Raw genomic sequence first — 18676 nt, 5'->3', positions numbered from 1 at the left:
CGCTATCCTGCAAAAAAGCAATATAAACGAAATATAATCTATGCTCTGATTAGTTGCAGCCTTCTTGACAACAATTAAAATCAATGCTAAATTGTAATCAACAGTTGTTCGAACAATTCTAAAAAATTATCATCATGTAATCAAAATTTATCCCGAGAATCTTACAAAAAAGTGGCTCAAATGCCAGGGGAAGACCTCCAAGAGGAGGCGCCCCATCATACCGTGCCGAAAGATTGGTCTATGCGCCTGCAGGCACGGGGATAGGAAATATTTTCGGCGTGGTTGTTATGTTTAAGAGATACTTTCGAGGAGGAAATATCTATGTCAGAACAATCACATAATACTTACTTGAAAAGAGTAACCATCATCTCGACCTTCGGCGGACTGCTTTTCGGCTATGACACCGGCGTAGTCAACGGCGCTCTGGCCTTTATGTCCCGCCCGGATCAGCTGAACCTCACCCCCTTCATGGAAGGTTTGGTAGCCAGCGGCCTTCTGTTTGGCGCTGCCATCGGTTCTTTTGTTGGCGGCCGCATCGCAGATAACCATGGGCGCCGCCGGATGCTTTTGTATCTTGCCCTTATCTTCTTCTGCGCAGCACTCGGCTGCTCCCTTTCTCCCACGGCAGAGATATTGGTGGGCTGCCGTTTCATACTTGGCCTGGCAGTAGGTGGTGCCTCCGTCACCGTACCTGCCTATCTGGCTGAAATGTCCCCTTCGGATAGAAGAGGGCGTATGGTGACGCAAAATGAACTGATGATTGTCACCGGCCAGCTCTGTGCTTTTGTACTAAATGCTATCATGGGCGTGGTCTTTGGCTCCACGGCCCACATCTGGCGCTATATGCTTGCCATAGCCTCCCTACCGGCCATCGTCCTTTGGTTTGGTATGCTCGTCATGCCCGAAAGTCCCCGCTGGCTGGTACTTCAGGGCCGTATTGGCGATGCAATGGAAGTCTTGCGGAAAATCCGTGACGAAAAGCAAGCCGTAGCAGAATTCAATGAGATTCAGGACAATCTGGCCACGGAAAAGAATCTGGAAAAAGCCACTTACGCTGACCTGGCCACGCCCTGGATTCGCCATATTGTCTTCATTGCCATGGGGATTGCCATCTGCCAGCAAATCTCCGGCGTAAACTCGATTATGTACTATGGCACCCAGATCCTCACAGAGGCAGGTTTCTCTACGCAAGCTGCCCTTATCGGCAACGTAGCCAACGGCGTAATTTCCGTCACGGCCACCTTCTTTGGCATCTGGATGTTGGGGCGTCACGGCCGCAGGCCGTTGATGATGACGGGACAGATTGGCACCATGTGCTGTCTTTGTGCCATTGGCCTGCTTTCCAGCCTGCTGGCCGGAACAGCTGCCCTGCCCTACATCGTGCTTTCCCTTACCGTTACGTTCCTTTTCTTCCAGCAAGGCTTCCTGTCACCTGTCACCTGGCTCTTGCTCTCTGAACTCTTCCCTGCCAAGTTGCGTGGCATGGGCATGGGCGTTACGGTACTCTGCCTCTGGCTCACCAACTTCGGCGTAGGCCTGTCATTCCCGGTACTGCTCTCCTCCTTTGGACTGTCCTCCACCTTCTTCATCTTTGCCGCTTTAGGCGTTTTAGGTTTGCTTTTCACCTTCAAATTTGTTCCCGAAACCAAAGGTCGCTCCCTGGAGCAGATTGAAAAAGACTTCCGCAGTGACGATGGGAGGAAAGAAATGCACACTGCTGTAGTGGAGCATTAAAATTGTTTCACGCTCAAACCACAAAATGACAAAACCGCTGTCTTTAAAAGGCAGCGGTTTTGTCATAAACAAACACCGATTATTCATGTGGTACAAGTTTGGCTGTATATCTTTTGTCCAGCCGATCTACTACATGAGCATAGCGGGCCGTTACTTTAGGGTCTCGATGGCGAAGCGTATCCTGCACCAGTCGCAAGTCTTTGGTTTCTTTGTATAAATTTGTGCCGCAGCTGTGCCGAAAGACATGACAGGAGTAGCCGGGGTGCTTCAAATCGCAAGCAGTCAGCGCCTTGTTCATAATGGAGCGGATGCCATTGCGGGAAATGCGCCCCATCAGGTTCCGATTCGACGAAGAAAGAATCAGCGGCGTGAGAACGCCGCCTTTTTTCCATTTAAATTGATTAGAAAAGCAGGAAAACAAGATTTTATATGGAAATTACATATCTTAGATGGTATTGGCAACTGCTAACCTAAAATCCCCTTCACTTCCATTTGAGCTGCGTTTTACAACAGTTCAATAGGCTAAGCGAAATTAATGAATGATATATATTGTATGGTAAAACGTAAAAAAATTTATAAAATTGTTTGGAGATATCATCTATGAAAGAACTATTCAACCGAACTAGCAATCCTTTATTTCATCTGCTTTGTCAAATCATAAATGAAATCTATGCTGGAAAAAAAATCACAAAGCAGGAAATACAACAACGTATAAAAGAAATCCCAGAATTTCAATATAATGAAGCTCCTGAAGATGAACGTGAACTAGCAATAATTGATAAGGTTTTTCAATTCGAATCTCCGAATTCACCTGCTTCTATTTGTATAACTGCTCCCGTACCATCGCTGGTTACTGATACCGAACTGGCTTGGTTAAAAAGTATGCTGCTAGATGACAACTTTGATTTTATATTACCAGAAGAACTGCGTAATAATTTGATTAATCGTTTAAAAAATGTCACTCCTTTATATAACAAATCAGTTTGGCATGGAAGGCCACACAGCGATTCAGAAATAAAACCTATTCTTCGAACAATCATTAACGCGCTTTCATCTAAAACAGCTCTAATCATCGATAAACACCAATATATTATTCCATATAGATTGGAATACGACCTCGCTACAGGACTATACAGTCTAATTGCTTGGGAAGAAAAACACAAAAAAGTTTTAAAAATCCATTTAAATAAGAATATTCATTTATTCAAAACTTTAGAAAGAATCTCCTCTGAAACATCAGTACAAATACTTACATATCTTGAGCAAAATAAGAAGCAAGTTACATTAGAGTTAACGCCTACGCGCAACTCAGTAGAACGATGTTTATTTCTTTTTAGTACCTATGATAAGGAAACGCATATTGACAGTAACGAAAAATATATATTCATTATACAATACTACAAATTTGATGAAGATGATGTTATATCAAAAATACAAAGTCTTGGCGTTTCTGTAGTTGTGCAATCTCCCGAAGATATTCGCCAAAAAATAATATCAAACATCTTAAAAATGCAAAACATTTATCTTCAAACACAAGAGGGGAATTTAGATGAATTTGACAAAAACCATTAATAAATTTAATCAAAGCCATTCCAATTTACGGCTTTTTCTTCGTATCATATCATACGGATGCTATCACAGAAAATTATTTCAACTTTTTGGAATAAAAGAACGCACTTATGATGACGAACTACGTCAAATGCGTTTTTTTATTCCAAAGCAAAATATAATGGAATCTAGACGCAAAAGACATACACATATAACCTTCCGAGTGAATCCATACATTAGTCAGCAAAATTATCTGGTTAATTCATTTTTTTTAAAAACCATATTACCAGATTCCTGTTTACACAGTATATTGTTGTTGCAAATAACTGCCAAAGCAACTAAGCCTCTATCACTAACTGAAATCGTGAATCAATTACATGACCAACTCATGTATTTCGAACCGGCTTCTGATGATATAGAAAATACAGACATAGAACAATTGATTAGACGGCGAGTAAATGAATTAACTGAAATTGGATTATTGAAAAAAAACTACAATGGAAAGAAAATATGCTACACCTTAATTCCGCAAGTATTAAACGAACTTTCCCATGAAGATACTTACTATCTAATTACGGCTATCAATTTTTATAAAAATGTGGGATTGTTATCTGCACCAGGATATTTACTTACTCAAAATCTATTGGAAATCCATCCTCAGGAATCTTACAAGGATTCCTTTTTCCAGTTCAAAAACAATTCTTATATTCGAATTCTTGACGATGATATAATTTTAGCAATTATCACTGCCATTAACAAAAAACAAATATTATGCATAAAAAGGGATAAAAGGCCTGATATAACTGTAGCTCCTATAGCTATTCATACAGATTATGATTACAATAGGCAGTACCTAATTGCAGAAAAAATACATTATAAAAAATCTTCTGAACGTGTTTCTCTACGCATCGACAAAATCGTAAAAGTTATTGTCAAAAAAAATATTCCTCATAAAAAATCTTCATCTAAAGAGCATACGCAAGAATTACGATTACGTATAACATATAAAAATGAGCAAGAGCGCACTTGTCGTGAATATGCCCTTGCTCCCTATAATTTTCAAATAGTTTTTGAAGAAGATTCTGCGTTTATTTGTTCTATTTCAGTATCAGATCCACTTAAACTTTATCCTTGGCTTTGGAGTATTCAGCCATGGGCCGAGATACTTCCTGGCCAAGACGGTCTACGTGAGCGTATGAAAAATGACTTACAAGAAATATTACGTAAATATTCAATTTCTATACATCGTTAATTTCTGTCATTACATTTTCTATTTCATCTAAACTTTGAAATATGAAATTTTTTAACTCTTCCGCACTAGTGAAATCACTTATATTTTTTTTGGCATGGTTGCTATGGTTACGCTCGTCTTTTATGCGTATATATCGATTCATAATGCTTAAAAATTTATTTATTTCTATAGTAGGAGAAAATATATTATTCTGAATCATATAATATTCCTTCATTGCCAAAGGATATTCTTCCTCTAATTCTATCGCCGATTTTGGCATAGGGAATACTTCTTTTATTTCATCAACAGAAGCATTATTGATATATGTACTAATCATTTTAAATCGCATATACCCCTTATTTAGTTCGAGCAATGCTTTTCTTTGCTTATTTATAAGTTTGTGCAATGAATAAATATCCGCATTGTCAATATCCAAAAGGATACTCGGATCGTTCTTTATTTTTATCAACGCTTCACATTGACTACGCAATGTATCAACATCTTCCTCCGTTAGCTTCATATTCATTTTTTGCAATTGCATCATATTCTTATCTAACCAAGCGTCAAAATCAAAATCACTGGTCTTTTTTATTATCTGCGTAATAAAATCACGCTTAACTGATTTACAAAATTTATTGATAGCAGATGATACAATTGCTTCACGTTTGTCAAATTCGTCTATTACAATATTTTTGGGTTTATCATTAACAATTATTTTTTCACCTATACTCTCACACACTTTATCACATTCATTTAATAAATAGAACCATAAATTACGCTTCATCTTGTCTTTTTTTACTAATATATTTAATTTATCTCTTTTTTCTTCATCTAAATAAATTAAATTATTCTCTCCTATGTATTCAGGAATACGCTCCGTATATATTGTCATTGCTTGCTGCATATATCCATTTTTTAGACACCATCTAATAATCTTTAAATCATCAAGTTTTCTATCTATTATCAAATTATGATATTCATAGCGAATACGGTCAATTAAACTACCCATTAACAGTTCATCCACATCATCACTATTTTGCACATCATAATCATGGACAGCATCATGCAGGTTTATAATCGCTTCTTCGAGTTGTCCATAATGACACAGTTTTATCTCCTCAGCAAAACAATCCATAGCTTCAAGCAAGCGCTTCAGTTGTGGAGAAACATTATGGTGACCATCACCATAATAATCTTTAAAGGCCTTTGTGCTGCCAAAACGAATAAATTCTTCAGCTCCTGATATCAGTCCAAAGAGGTTATATATACTATCTAATTTCTCTACCTTACCTTTTCTCGAAGAGTTATTATAATTAGAATAAAGTAAATATCCTTTATTAACTCCGTTGTATTCCATAAGGCGAACTACATCCAACATCATCATATTGACGGAACGCATTCCTCCCGTCAAATCAACATGTAACATCACATCATCATTTTCATACTTTTTCTTAAATGACTCTATCCACTGAGACATCTTTGTTACACTACGTAATGCATCATTTATTGTACCATTTTCGTCATAAGGGAAGATTGCACTTTCTGGCATGCACTCATCTATATAGGGAATAAACTTTCTCATTCTTTCACGAAAGTAGTCTAAATGTGTTAGCTTTTTATTATATTCTTTTGAAAAAAAAGCAAATTTATTATCCCTTACAGCATTCGAAGCAAAAACAAATATTCTAGCAATTTTCTCCCCATTATATTCCTGTAACAGATACCTTAAAGCAGATTCATTTGTGGTGCGTGTTCCCTCACCATTTATATTTTCATATAACGTTTCATCAGCAACTCGCGTATCTTTCTCCTCTTTAGAAACCGCTGTTGTTCTTATCATACTTAAAAATGTTAGTACTATGTGTTGCTTCACTTTTAACCATCCTTTCGTGTTATCTATTAATTACCACATACTTAACTTATCTAAATACATGGAAATTTTATTCGATATCTTTTTTATATCATATTTATCCTCTTTAGATGCATGATTGATGGTATTTCTAATTTCCTTTATTTCGTGATAGTCATGCAAGAATTCCATCATTTCCATAGGCGAAGCACATTTTGAACACAAAATATTATCTTCCATCATTTTCATATAATCAATACATCGATTATTCCACTTATCTGAACCTCTAAGAATTGGCTTAGGCTCTTCTATTTCAAGCAGATCCCAAAAATCACTGTGTGATAATTCACTTATTTCCTTTTGTATTTTTTGATAATCCATTCCAGTGATAAAAGATGCAAATGTTTTTTTGTAATTATTATTTTGCGCATATTTTTTATATATTTTATTTAATGCTTTATAAAGTGATTTATACGTATTAGAAAAATTGTTTAAATCGCTTATATTTCTTTGTAATTTATAATATTCTTTTTGACAATTGATATACTCTAACAGTATGCTCATTAATCGCGGGAATTTTTTTAAATTCCGCTCTATCTCTGTTTTATTGGGGATATTATAAGCAGTAAGTTTCAGCCAGTTACGAATAGGAGCTATTTTCTCTTTTTGGCTGATACCTTTATACGTCATGATAAAATCTTGTTTCCAGCTTCGCGACATTCCTTCGCCTTCTTTTTCGCAAGCATCGATAACAACCTTATTATCAGTAAACGCTATTTTTTTATCAACTAGTAATTCTGGTAGCCATTCTGTACATAATGTCAGAGTCTGCTGCCAGAATTCTTTCTTTATACACCATTTTATAATATCGATTTGATTAACATTCGGTTTTAGTAAAGTATCATAATCTTTTTGTATCGTCGTAATCATTTGACTAAAGATTTTTTCATCTAATGTTTCTCCGCCTGTTTTTTGAAAAATTTCTATTTTATTTCCTAAATTTTTAACTTCATCTAAAATTGCATTTGTGCTGCATATCTTAATGGAATCTGAAAAATGCTGCATAGCTTCTAATAGTTCCGTTAATGGACCACTTAAATTTTCCTTATTGGGTTCAAAATATTCCATGATTGCATTTACACTACCAAACCGTGAAAATTCATCCGCACCATTTATCAGTGTAAACATTCTCTGAATAGAGTTTGCTTGATATACTTGCTTCTTTTTCTGATCCGAATACAATACTTCACATATTTTTGCTCCATTATATTTAAGTAACTGCATAATAGATAACATCATCATAGAAGCATGTCTCATGCCACCAGTCATATCTGCATGAACATTTATTATATCTTCCTTATTGCTATCCATATAGGCTTGTATTCCTTGGAAAATATTTGCAACTTCTAAGAGATTTTGTCCTAACTCTTGTTGCGCAACATCGCTATTATCAATCTCCATTCCTTCTGAATAATCAAAATACTGAAACTTCCCTTCCAAATCAGGGAAGTTTAGTAGAAGACGTTTCTCTAAAAATTCTTTATGTGTTACACGACCAAATTCAGTATCATCTGAAATATAATCCTCTTTTACTGTCTTACTGACAATCAAAAATAACTTATCTAACGGTTTATTTTTTAGCCATCTTTTTATCCAAACCACAGCAGATTCATTCGTTTGAATGGCTGTGTATGGCTCTCCCATAATGTCAGGATAATGAATGGGATTCTGTAGTGAATATCCATTAACAAGACTGACAAAAGCAATCATTATATTTCTTTCCATAATTTATCTTCTCTACTTTTTTGCCCTTATATAATCTCTGTACTGCTGAAATTGAAAAACCGCATCACGATGCTGTTCACCATTTTCGTCTGTCCATTCGCGTACAATTCTTTCACTGCAAGCTGCCATTACCTTTATTCCTTGCGACAATAATGCATCGACCAAACAAAATACATAATTAAATTCACCTTGACACAACACTGCTTTAGGGTTCATGTCTGCTATCGTCTTTGCCATTTTTATGGCTAATTCTCTGATATTTTCCGAACTTTCCTCGGGAGGGATAAGCGGAAAAGGAATATCTTTAATCTCTCCATAGACAAACGCAGCCTTTTTTTGTTGTTCCGACCATCTTGCAGATGGATGATTGGTATGATTTATAAATATTGCATTATCCATTTTTTCCTCCAAGTTGTTGCCAACTGGTAACAAGCCTTCCAAATCCTCGTCCAGTAATTTTTCCTGCACCAGCAAAATCTGCATAGTATGCCAGTATCAGGAATATCTGACGCCATTTTCCTGCCAGGGAGCCAAATACCAGTTCCGGCAAAGGTAACGGGAATCCATGTTCTCACGTCTAAATTTGCCTTTAACCTGTACATTATGGCTCCCAGCAGCTAATTTCTCCTCCAGCAGACTTTACATCGGTTTCTCCGCGCGTTCAATAACTTTCTCAACATCAGGCAATATCGAACGTAATTCAAAACGTTTATCCACATTATCTTGATTTTGATTATTGGTAGAACCATCTATAGGAGCAACGGCATCGGCCCAATAAGGAAGTTCCGTATTGCGATAGTCTAGCATCAAACCTAACGTCTTAATTGTTTTTTTGTACACAGCATTCATGCTCTGCTGGGATACATATTCCTCATAAACACGTATGAACTTATCTGGATTTGATTCCTCCGTCAATGAATTATGCAGAAAATCATTATCCAACAGTTGTGTATAACGGCTGCCATTCTCTAATTGCAGCTTAGTCTTTATCTCTATACTACCAAGGCCAATCGATTTTCCCATACCAATTTTATAAGCCGGTTGCCCTTCAGGGCATACATGGAAAACCTTCAATAACGCTCCCAACTCACAGGCTGTCAACTCCTTAAAGCGAATTGCACCCTTAAACTCACTATCCTTGGCAAGAGGTTGTATATTTTTTAGTATACCACCTTTTTGTTCATCTCTTTTCCCATCTATCTGTTCAATCTCCTGCGGCGATGCTTTCCAAGTTGTCTTTGGATTATGCCAGTACATTTTATAGCCACGAATTCTTGCATTGCTGCTTTCCCAATGCAATAAAGACTCCTTGCTGTCTTGGTTCAAATAAAGCTGGATAGATGTGGGATTAGGATTCATTAAGGCCCTAGCTTTTGCTTTTTCGTCATTTCGATGAGTTGATATCAGTTTTGCATCGTCAAAGGCCACTCGACTAGCCCATGATGCTGCGCTAAGACTCCGTCCAAATACAGCAGAAGCAAAATCGACCACAGGCTTGGTCAATTCACTTGAAATGGCATCCATAATAGAATTCCGATAAGCCACTCGGAATGACTGCCCATGCCCAAAACTAGTCACCACACCATTTTCCAAGAGATAATAACAGGGAACAATATATTTGTAAGATTCGCTAAAACCAGCAATACTCTGCGGCATATTACCTTCAATATATTTTTTACTGCTGCCATCGAGCAAATTTACACCGCCACGGTTTTTATCATTTTTATATTCTTCGATTACATCATCTGGCACTTCAAAGTATTTGGCCTTGTTAAGTTCATTAACATTCATATAACGATAATACTGTTTGCCAATATCCTTACGTTTTTCGGCAGGTGTCACTCGCATGAATTGTTCAATCTCATCCTTACTCTTGAGATTGTTTCTTGATTTGGCAGAAATCAGCCCTACCTGCACATACGCTCTTTCACCATCCCAACGAACGAGGGATTTAGAAATATCTGCCCTATACTTTTCTTTATACTCTTTAATAACAATAGAATGCTCTTTGTCCTCGATAATTGGGTAAATACGATATTTTGTCCCTATCTTGACTAAAAATCCTGGTTTAGCTACTTTCTTGACCTTACCATCTTCCGTACTGGTCATACGATCCTTATATAATTCATTCAGGATTTTATTTTGTGGTGCACGATTAGATGCAATAAGACATCTATAATAAGGATGATTCCCTGTAAGAGTTTCACCTTTTTCCCATGCACCACATGTAATAATCTGGAATAGATTCTTAACCATTCCACGCAAACTGCTTCCAGGAATCATTGGTGAGCCAGCAGGAGCAAACGTTTCACCACTCTCATTGCCTCCAATAAATAACGAGGTAAGTGCTTTTATGTTAAGTTCAATTTCTCCACTATAACGATCTCCTGAAAAACGAAAGTCATGGAACAAATCGCGCAATGCACTCTGTTCCTCCTTAGACAATTTCTCTTTCCAATGATTATCCTCTATCAATATATTGCCAATCTTTTCCCCTAGTTCAGACGACAATGCTTTTTCCGGCAGAGGAATGAAATTATAGGGAGCTGTAGCAATATCTGCAGGAACCGTGGCCGCAGAGATATTTTTTATCTGCCCATATATTTTGCCTGCCACGCTGGGAGTTGGTATAAACTTTCCCGACTTTCCCGCTTTTCCCCGTTGACTCAAAGTCATATTTTTTCTCTGGTTTTGTTGGGCACGTGCTTGTTCCCTTGAAGCGTTGTCATGCCTGGCACTTTCCAACTGTTCTTCATTAGCCAATCCACTTTTTCGAAAAGCAGCTGCAAAAGGATTTTCATCAATTATATTTTGTTCTCTCTTATCTTCACGTTTTTTTGGTTTAGCCATTCCTATGTCCTCCCTGTGCTGGTCTTACTGCAATAAATCGATAATCAACATATCCAGAAAGACCTGTCTTTTCATCTGCACCTACATAGTTACGTGTTTCGAGCCCCAAATACTGCACACCCACTAAATCTTCATCACATACTACATCCATTTCCAATTTACGTTTAGGATCAGACAGTCGTACAAAACCTTGGGGAATATCTGCTTGCATGTCCCGTTCTCCAAAAAGACGTGCAAAACTATCTACATAATAGGTATTACTGCCTATTCCATCTTCTACGTAACGTCCCTCTAATACGTTATCTTCCCTAACCAAATGTAATTCTTCCTGTTCATTAAAAGCTCTCAGTTCCAAAATATCTTTAAAATTTACACAGTCACCTGACGTACAAATTTCCTCACCATTCCATATTCCCCAAGTAATCTCGGCGTATGTCCAAATAACAATACTGCCTTTATTATGCATATATTTTTTTAACCAGGACTTGATGATATTGCCCAGCTCGTCTACATTAAACATTTGAGATTCAATACGGGTGAATGCTGATAACAACGGACATTCCATTACTTTTAGCTGCTCTTTTGCTAAATCCATTCCATGTCTATTATTTTCCATGCGTCAGACCTCCTCTTTGGCATAAATTACAAATGCTTTTGCCAAATGTTCCAGTGCATCCGGATTACCCGCGATCAGCCTGCCATTCATATCCAACTCATATGTTTTATCATGATAGGTGATTTTAGCCGACAATCCTTTTAGAGTACCACGACCAACACCGGCTTCACCACCAATAGCAATTTTTCCCTGCCATAAATCTTTTAATAAGAACAAGGCAAGGCCCGCATCCTTATCATCTGCATCTTTTATAAAAAAACGTAAATGTACAGTAGGTACACGGTCATCATGCTGCCATAGGGGGCGTTCTGCAAACAAGGCCGATTCAATCGTTCCCCCTGTAAAACGGTCAATGCGGTTACGGGTTATCTCTTTAGCTTGCACTGCAGCTTTTTTTCCTTCCGCAATGTAAACCTCATCTACAAAGAAGCGGCTTTTGACACGTCCTTCTGTTGTATCATTACGCTTTCCTGATTCCGATGATCCCATAAGATCACTTAGAAAATCTTTTCTTTGTCCTAATGAATCCAAAATGTATGCCGCTTGATGCCGCAGCACACCTTTTATACTTGTTCCAGGAATAATATACTCCTTCTTGTTTTTTAACGATATCGTTACGCGTCTGCCGTCTTGTGTCTTAACTTCCGTTCCATAATCCCGGATAATCAGTGATGACTTCAATGCAAAATCTGCATCTACAGACATATAGTTGCTACGATCAGTCCATGAACTCTTTTCCTGCAGAAATTTACCCGCTCGTTGGCTATCCGGAATCTCTTGCAACAGCCAGTTAGTAACATCTTTAGCGTTAGCAAAATCATACAATCCCGCCTGCACATGCTCTACTTTTATCTGACCTAATCCTTTAGCGGTCATCGCACCTAAACGAATACCTTTTTCCAAACATTCACGGATATAAAAGACTACATTCAATATTTCCGGCCTGATATTTGCCGTTTGCCATTCCGCCGGATTTTCCGTATGAATACCGCGCAGGGTTATGACCAGTCTTAATTTACCGTCTGCGCCGCGATCAACTGCCTCATAATCATATTTTGCACCATCTATCGCGGCTCCCATATCCTCATCGATACGTACACCATCTCGATAGACAATCTGTGCGTTCTCCAGAATAACATCATTCACATCAATAGAACTCTGCATAATATCCAGTTCGCCAAATAACTGATATAATTCCCTATATATCTGTCGATTATTTATTCCGCTATTTCTCAATCGACATTGTTCAGCAACTAATTCACGCAGAACACCAGCAATAGACGTTCCCGGAATAACACACTGCATCCTTCCCCTATCGTCCATTACTTTCATAACATGTATATCCTTATCATTATCGGATAGATAATCATCTTGCCCTGAACCGATAAGCAAAGGAGAAACCAGCTTCAGACTGCCAGTTATTACAATTTTGCCGACAATATGTTCTTCCCCCATAATTACTGCCTCCTCGGTTTCTTAGTTGCATGTTTTCTACCATAACGGAAAAACCAATGCCAATACGTATAAAAATAATCATTGTCTGCCAGTTTATCTTCAGCAATGCTGCCATCAGCAAGTTTAAGTAATGATTTTACCTTCTCTTCGGAACCTGCACCTACATCCTTAATCAGATGATGCAAGTCTCTGTCTAAATAAGGCATAATCCCAGCCCTGCACTCCAAATATTCTCCCAAAGAAGCCTTTTTACGGATAAATACTTTACTCAGATGTTCTTGGAACGGAGTATGCGCCTTATCCCTGGCATGAATCTTATCATCTTGATGTTCCTTATTTTCTTTTATTGCTGCTGACATAGCTTTTTGTACCGAAGTTTTATTTTTTCTTGCTTCTTCGAGCATTTGTTCAAGACGGGCAAAAAAATGAGCCATGCCTGTTCCCATCTCTATACGAGCCTCTGCTGCATCTTCATAAGCATAAATCTGAAGCTGATTAAATATCCGTCCGTTAATTATACTTTTTATCTGGTTTTTCACCGCCTCCGGTATAACCATATTCGCCTGAATCTCTGTATCTTTTTCCTGTATGTTGCTCCCCATAGCCAAAGCATCAACAGACCAAATTCTTAACTGTCCGAACCCTTCTTCGCGCCGTTTTCCAATTCCTTTGAACATCAGCGCATTTAATGTTTTCAAATCTCTATCTGTCCAAACGCCCTTTCTCTTCACTTCAAAAACAGAACCGGACGCTAATGCACAATCACGACGGCGCCACATATTCCAAGCCCCAACAAAATTATCCACGTCTACATTCCCAGCAAAGACCTGCCCCAAAGAAAATGGCTTATCTTCTGTGTCGTGATTTAAACAGTCAATGACAGCAGCCAGCTCCATTTCTGCATTTCCACGATATTTCTCTCGCGGAATATACGGCGTATCCAATCTTAGCAACACTTTATTTTCGATTTTTGGCACTGCTTCATTAAGATCTTCTATTTCACTTAACTCCACACTACATTTACCATACTGCGTATATTTGGAAACACCAATATATGCCATAAAGCCGTTGCCATCTAAATTCAGACCATCAACCAGCTTCTGCAAAACTTCCTGCTCACCAATAATGGTTCCGATAAAGGACTGCCCTTCACATACAGCCTCATAGCTATATACTCCGCCATCTTGACTACTGCCTTTAAGCCGTTCTTTGGCTCCACTCCGACTCATATGAAAATTGATAACCGTCTTTACATTTGCTTTATATATTTCATTTCCAACAACAGACGCCATACCTCTAAAAGACTTAAACCCCTTGGCTGCCGCCTTGCCATTCAAATTGAGCAAATCCTGTATCTTCGGTACACGATTCCCACCAATCCCCTCTTTTTCCTTCTGCAGAGACATCGGAAGCGTTATTGCACGTTCCCCTTTGCAAATTGGATTTGCATCTACAAAACGCGCCCCTGAAAAGAAAATATGACGAAAACCAGCATGCTCATCAGCATTTCTGCCTAATTCCTGCATCTCAATATATCGTTGTGCAAAAAGTCCTCGTAAAATCGAGCCAGAAATAAACTTATGCGTTTCTGTCATTACATGCGCACTGCCAAGCGTAGACAAGACTGCGGGAGAAAGCAATTTTATCTTAACATCTATCTTCTTCATGCTGACTTTTTCCCCCTTTCCAAAAAGTCCTTAACGATTACTTCTGCATTGCGTTCATCTATCAGCTCTACATGGCATACAACATTGCCAAAACCACGGTTGCGCTTCAAACCTACATTCCGTATATTCTTAATTGCCAGCAGGATAAATCCTAAATACTCCTCTGCATTTTTCCCCTTAAGTTCTAACCGTCCCTGAAATACTACGCCCGGATTTACCACCCGCATATTATGCAGAGAACCTTTAACCGCTACACCATTCTCTAATCTTGTCTGATAACGAATACTGGTATATTCCTGTAAAACATCCTGCGCATTGATTATCTCTGGGTAAAGAGCCTGAATCGATTTCCAAGCTACACACATAGATTGATATTCATTTGGTTCGGCAATATACAGATTATGCATTACAATCTGTATATCTTGGCAATCTCCAATTTTCTCTTCCACTAAAACCTGCTTATTTGTAGCACTTTGATGAAACAGCTGATTGAGATTTACATCCCGAAGAACAGCCAGCCCTGCTCTTTCCCCCATCTCCTGCAGTTCTATGGCTGATTCTGCCAAAAGTCCTTTAAACCGTTTAGCCGGCATATAAGGCATGCCGAATCGGTCATGAATAACTTCCGCATCTACATTAACATTAGCTTGCCCCGAGTTTATATGTATAGGTGATAACGTTTTAATTTTCACATTTATTGCAGTCATCTGTCTGCCTCCTCTGGAATAAAATCCATCATCTCTATGACATCAACATAAGGTGTTTTGCTAGGATTTTCCTTACTCCACATTGCATTCTCTGGCTCGGTAAATACAGCCCATTCCGCAATATCAGGAAGCTTTTGTACAGGTTTTTGTTGTTCAAGCTGCTGCATAAATTCCTGTGCTTCGTGTTTTCCATGCTCCAACACACTGCGCAGCCGCTTAATCTTATTTTTTGCCATATATTTACCACTCTGTAACTGATGAACAGCATCTATGAGATTTTCTATATCATAGCGGCGCTCTTTAAGAATGGCGCCCATATCATGACCAACCTGATATGGCCCAAAATGCATATTCCCTCTGGCTCCACGATACTCTTGCTCACGAATCTGTGCTAAAGCAGGTGCTTGTTCGCCGTGAAGTATAGCAAAATCCAACCAGCTTGTTCCCACCTCCGGTTTATCCATTAAACCAGATTCATCATAAACAGCCTCATTTTTCTGGCGAAGTGCTCCTCGCATTCTTTTCTTGGCTTCATCGCAAAGGCTTTCAGCCAGTTTATAGCCACTAAAGAACGGATAACTTGTCTTTAATATAGCAATCCCTGCACAGCAATCTACCTTTTTTGCCCAGGACGATGTTAAATCATCTACTGAATCCTCAGCCATCATATACTCTATGAATCTCTTCGTATAACGTATTGCCAGTTTTGCCGGACACACAAAAGTAACATCGTCACCACCTAAAATAATCGGACGAATCGGCAAAAATGGTTTTCCGCCATCATCGGCATATTCTTCCCCAACATCAAGATACTGCCGATAAGTATCATATTCCGCATCAATAGAATTTAGTAACCTGCCAAAGCAACCTTCTGTTTTACGGCGAATTTCTTCCGATAATCTGCTGCGGCTTTGCTGATTTTCACATGACCGAAATTTTACCCCCATATTATTTCCATCAATATGAACAATCGCAATATAGTCCTCACTTCTTCTCTGGCCTAATTTTTCTAACTGCATAGGAAAATCGTATTTCTGACTAATCGTTGTATATAATTTTTTCAGTTTTTCCGTATACTTTATTGAGCAAATATCTTTAATCGCGGTTTCCTGTGAAATAAATCGTTTTTCATCTCCCTTTTCCTGCCAATAATTTGCTGTTTCATTATTTACAGGACATCTTAATGTAAGGCCTGTATAAGGAATACTAACCTCTGGGAAAACCGTCATTTGATTTTCTTTTAACTTCTTGTACAGACGATCCAAATCGTCCTTAAATTTTGTTCCATCATCCAAGTTGATTTCACGGTCAAACGCTGCTCCAATGTGAAGTCCAGGTCTTTCCACTAGCAGCTTACGACTAAATCCAGCCACTATATCCTTCAAATCATCTTGCTCAATCGGATTTTTAATCAACAACAAAATACTGCCACCACCATTAGAACCAACAGCACATTGTATGTTTTCTGACAAATCCCCTAGCATTTTTCCCTGACGCCAACTTTCTGTGTCGACATTGCTACTGCCAAATTTATCGTATAAAACCGGAAAAAGAACCTGATCATATACCGTATCCACCAGATAAGAAGCACCTATATTCGTACGAAGCTTGGTTCCAGAAAAGATATACCGTTGTATTGATCTTGTATCAAACAAAATTGCGCTGACTAGCATACACATCCTCCTCATCTAATTTTCTAACTACTATAACAATATTTCGACAATCACTTGAAAAAACCTGCTTTTCTAAAAAAATCGCTCAAATCTGTACCTTCAAGCGACAACACAACAACCTGACAATAAAAGGTAAAAATCATGCATTTTCGAAACAAAATATTTTCCAGACAGCAGGATTTCTCCAAATAGCAACGAATAAACATAAGAAGACGGCTTTGGAGATAGCAGAGGTGCCTTAGTCGTAAACATGCGTTCAGCGTTCAAAAAGAAAGGTGGTAAGACTGCTGCTTCCTCTGCAAACATAGAAAAGCTAAACATACAGAAACACTCCATCGGTGAATTAAGAATATTCATCCGGATTACGAAATAAAACAGGTATACTGTGGATAGAGCGTTCTATGTTTCTAGCAGCAGAATACTCGTATATATGATTGGTGCTATTGTCTTTGAATTGAGAGCGCTAAACAGTAGCAGCCTGCTACTAAATCACGGACAACAACTGCATGGTTTATGCTTCAAGATTTTGGAGGACTTCTCTCCTGCCTTGTCCACGCATATCCATAACCATATGTCCATAAAACCATTTACCCTTGCTGAATTGGAATCTCCTCAGCAAATTCCTAGCCGTAATAATCGTTTGTATATCACCAAAGGCACCGTGTTGCACTGGCGCGTGACGGCCCTGCAAGATGACGTATTGCAAGCCTTTCTGAGTCTGCAGCCTGGGCATATTTTTGCTTTAGGAAATCTACATTTACAAATCGAGCGTGTCCTCATTAATCCGGAAATCTGCGCCTATACTGGCCTGGTTGACCCCACGGATATGCTGGCAGATTTTTTTTCCTGCACGCTGCCATTAGATTTAAACATCGACTTTCATTCCGTCACGACCTTTCGCTCCGGTACTCAGGATTATCCCTGGCCCCTGCCGGAATTCGTATTCGGTTCACTAGCTGACAAATGGACGGCTATGTCTATGCCCGGAAATATCTCCGCAAAACAAGTCCGCGACACAGCAGCAAGCATTCTGCCGCTGCAATGGCAGGGAAAAAGCTGCAGAATAACGCTTTCCTCCAATCGCAGTGCTACAGGTTTTGTTGGTCAGTTCACTTACAGTCTTGCCCATCTCTCCTCAACAGACCAACAACTTATCGCCTTGTTGGCTGCTTATGCAGAGTTTTCCGGCGTAGGTCGTTGGACTGCACACGGATTAGGACAGGTTCGCATAAAAAGAAATTCCTAAATGGCAATCAGCTATACTATTAGATTTACCTCAATATACCTAATTACAAGCAAAAGTGGAAAACCTCCGCGCCCCTCTCGCAGGCCGCATTCTACCGTTGAGGTTTTCCGTTTTTTTCGTGGACACGCTGAAGCCTTGTTTTTTAAGGGTTAGAGGGTAAAAATCATGCATTTTCGAAACAAAAAATTTTCCAGCCAGCAGGATTTTGGCAAAAAATGGCGAACCTTTTCAAAAACAGGGTTTAGAGGCCAGGAACCACGCGGCTTCTGAGCCTCACTGTTGACAGGCCTTTACTACCGCTTGCGGTATTGCAAC

The 18676-nt window shown here is 38.8% G+C and carries 14 protein-coding genes and 1 pseudogene; 4 read left to right on the top strand and 11 right to left on the bottom strand.

Annotated features, from left to right (window positions below):
• Window positions 1-321: 321 nt before the first annotated feature.
• Window positions 322-1734 carry a sugar porter family MFS transporter gene (locus G598_RS0110790; protein WP_026766982.1) on the top strand — a complete coding sequence of 471 codons (1413 nt, stop codon included), beginning with the start codon at window positions 322-324 and terminating at the stop codon, window positions 1732-1734.
• Window positions 1735-1813: 79 nt separating this feature from the next.
• On the opposite strand, the pseudogene G598_RS19010 reads toward G598_RS0110790, so the two are convergent.
• Window positions 1814-2107 (bottom strand): annotated as a pseudogene (locus G598_RS19010) (tyrosine-type recombinase/integrase); the annotation flags it as partial.
• Between the two features lie 227 nt (window positions 2108-2334).
• Here G598_RS19010 and G598_RS0110780 point away from each other — a divergent pair.
• Together G598_RS0110780 and G598_RS0110775 are read left to right on the top strand one after the other, a co-directional pair.
• On the top strand, window positions 2335-3306 hold the full coding sequence (locus G598_RS0110780) for a WYL domain-containing protein (protein ID WP_026766980.1): 972 nt from the start codon (window positions 2335-2337) through the stop codon (window positions 3304-3306).
• The gene (locus G598_RS0110775; protein WP_026766979.1) at window positions 3284-4534 is read left to right on the top strand and encodes a WYL domain-containing protein; all 1251 of its coding nucleotides are present in this window, start codon (window positions 3284-3286) and stop codon (window positions 4532-4534) included. Before G598_RS0110780 ends, G598_RS0110775 begins: the two co-directional genes overlap by 23 nt.
• Here G598_RS0110775 and G598_RS0110770 read toward each other — a convergent pair.
• The 10 genes from G598_RS0110770 to G598_RS19765 all read right to left on the bottom strand — a co-directional run bounded on the left by G598_RS0110770 (window position 4521) and on the right by G598_RS19765 (window position 17436).
• On the bottom strand, window positions 4521-6353 hold the full coding sequence (locus G598_RS0110770) for a TM1812 family CRISPR-associated protein (protein WP_211221566.1): 1833 nt from the start codon (window positions 6351-6353) through the stop codon (window positions 4521-4523). The genes G598_RS0110775 and G598_RS0110770 overlap by 14 nt on opposite strands.
• A 63-nt stretch (window positions 6354-6416) precedes the next feature.
• Window positions 6417-8147 (bottom strand): TM1812 family CRISPR-associated protein, encoded by a 1731-nt coding sequence (locus tag G598_RS0110765; protein WP_026766977.1) that lies wholly within the window; start codon window positions 8145-8147, stop codon window positions 6417-6419.
• A gap of 12 nt (window positions 8148-8159) precedes the next feature.
• Entirely contained in the window at window positions 8160-8630 is a 471-nt protein-coding gene (locus tag G598_RS0110760) for a CRISPR-associated protein (protein ID WP_245582799.1), read from the bottom strand.
• A gap of 156 nt (window positions 8631-8786) precedes the next feature.
• On the bottom strand, window positions 8787-10997 hold the full coding sequence (locus G598_RS0110755; protein ID WP_026766975.1) for a TIGR03986 family type III CRISPR-associated RAMP protein: 2211 nt from the start codon (window positions 10995-10997) through the stop codon (window positions 8787-8789).
• Window positions 10990-11613 (bottom strand): type III-D CRISPR-associated protein Csx19, encoded by a 624-nt coding sequence (gene csx19, locus G598_RS0110750; RefSeq protein ID WP_026766974.1) that lies wholly within the window; start codon window positions 11611-11613, stop codon window positions 10990-10992. Before csx19 ends, G598_RS0110755 begins: the two co-directional genes overlap by 8 nt.
• A 3-nt stretch (window positions 11614-11616) precedes the next feature.
• Window positions 11617-13068: an RAMP superfamily CRISPR-associated protein gene (locus G598_RS17755; RefSeq protein ID WP_051180227.1), complete on the bottom strand. Its 1452-nt coding sequence runs from the start codon at window positions 13066-13068 to the stop codon at window positions 11617-11619.
• A 2-nt stretch (window positions 13069-13070) separates the two neighbouring features.
• Entirely contained in the window at window positions 13071-14735 is a 1665-nt protein-coding gene (locus G598_RS0110740; RefSeq protein WP_026766973.1) for a hypothetical protein, read from the bottom strand.
• Window positions 14732-15442 carry an RAMP superfamily CRISPR-associated protein gene (locus G598_RS0110735; protein ID WP_026766972.1) on the bottom strand — a complete coding sequence of 237 codons (711 nt, stop codon included), beginning with the start codon at window positions 15440-15442 and terminating at the stop codon, window positions 14732-14734. The genes G598_RS0110740 and G598_RS0110735 overlap by 4 nt, the downstream gene beginning before the upstream one ends.
• Window positions 15439-17115 (bottom strand): Cas10/Cmr2 second palm domain-containing protein, encoded by a 1677-nt coding sequence (locus G598_RS0110730; RefSeq protein ID WP_026766971.1) that lies wholly within the window; start codon window positions 17113-17115, stop codon window positions 15439-15441. The genes G598_RS0110735 and G598_RS0110730 overlap by 4 nt, the downstream gene beginning before the upstream one ends.
• 99 nt (window positions 17116-17214) lie before the next feature.
• Complete coding sequence (locus G598_RS19765) at window positions 17215-17436, bottom strand: hypothetical protein (protein WP_157833321.1); 222 nt, start codon at window positions 17434-17436, stop codon at window positions 17215-17217.
• Window positions 17437-17545: 109 nt separating this feature from the next.
• Here G598_RS19765 and cas6 point away from each other — a divergent pair, with 109 nt between their 5' ends.
• Window positions 17546-18361 (top strand): CRISPR system precrRNA processing endoribonuclease RAMP protein Cas6, encoded by an 816-nt coding sequence (gene cas6, locus G598_RS0110725; RefSeq protein WP_080657017.1) that lies wholly within the window; start codon window positions 17546-17548, stop codon window positions 18359-18361.
• The last annotated feature ends 315 nt before the right edge of the window (window positions 18362-18676 follow it).

The sequence above is a fragment of the Selenomonas ruminantium subsp. ruminantium ATCC 12561 genome, from assembly GCF_000424065.1.
GTDB classification, from domain to species: domain Bacteria; phylum Bacillota; class Negativicutes; order Selenomonadales; family Selenomonadaceae; genus Selenomonas_A; species Selenomonas_A ruminantium.
This window is presented reverse-complemented; position numbering and strand designations above follow the sequence as displayed.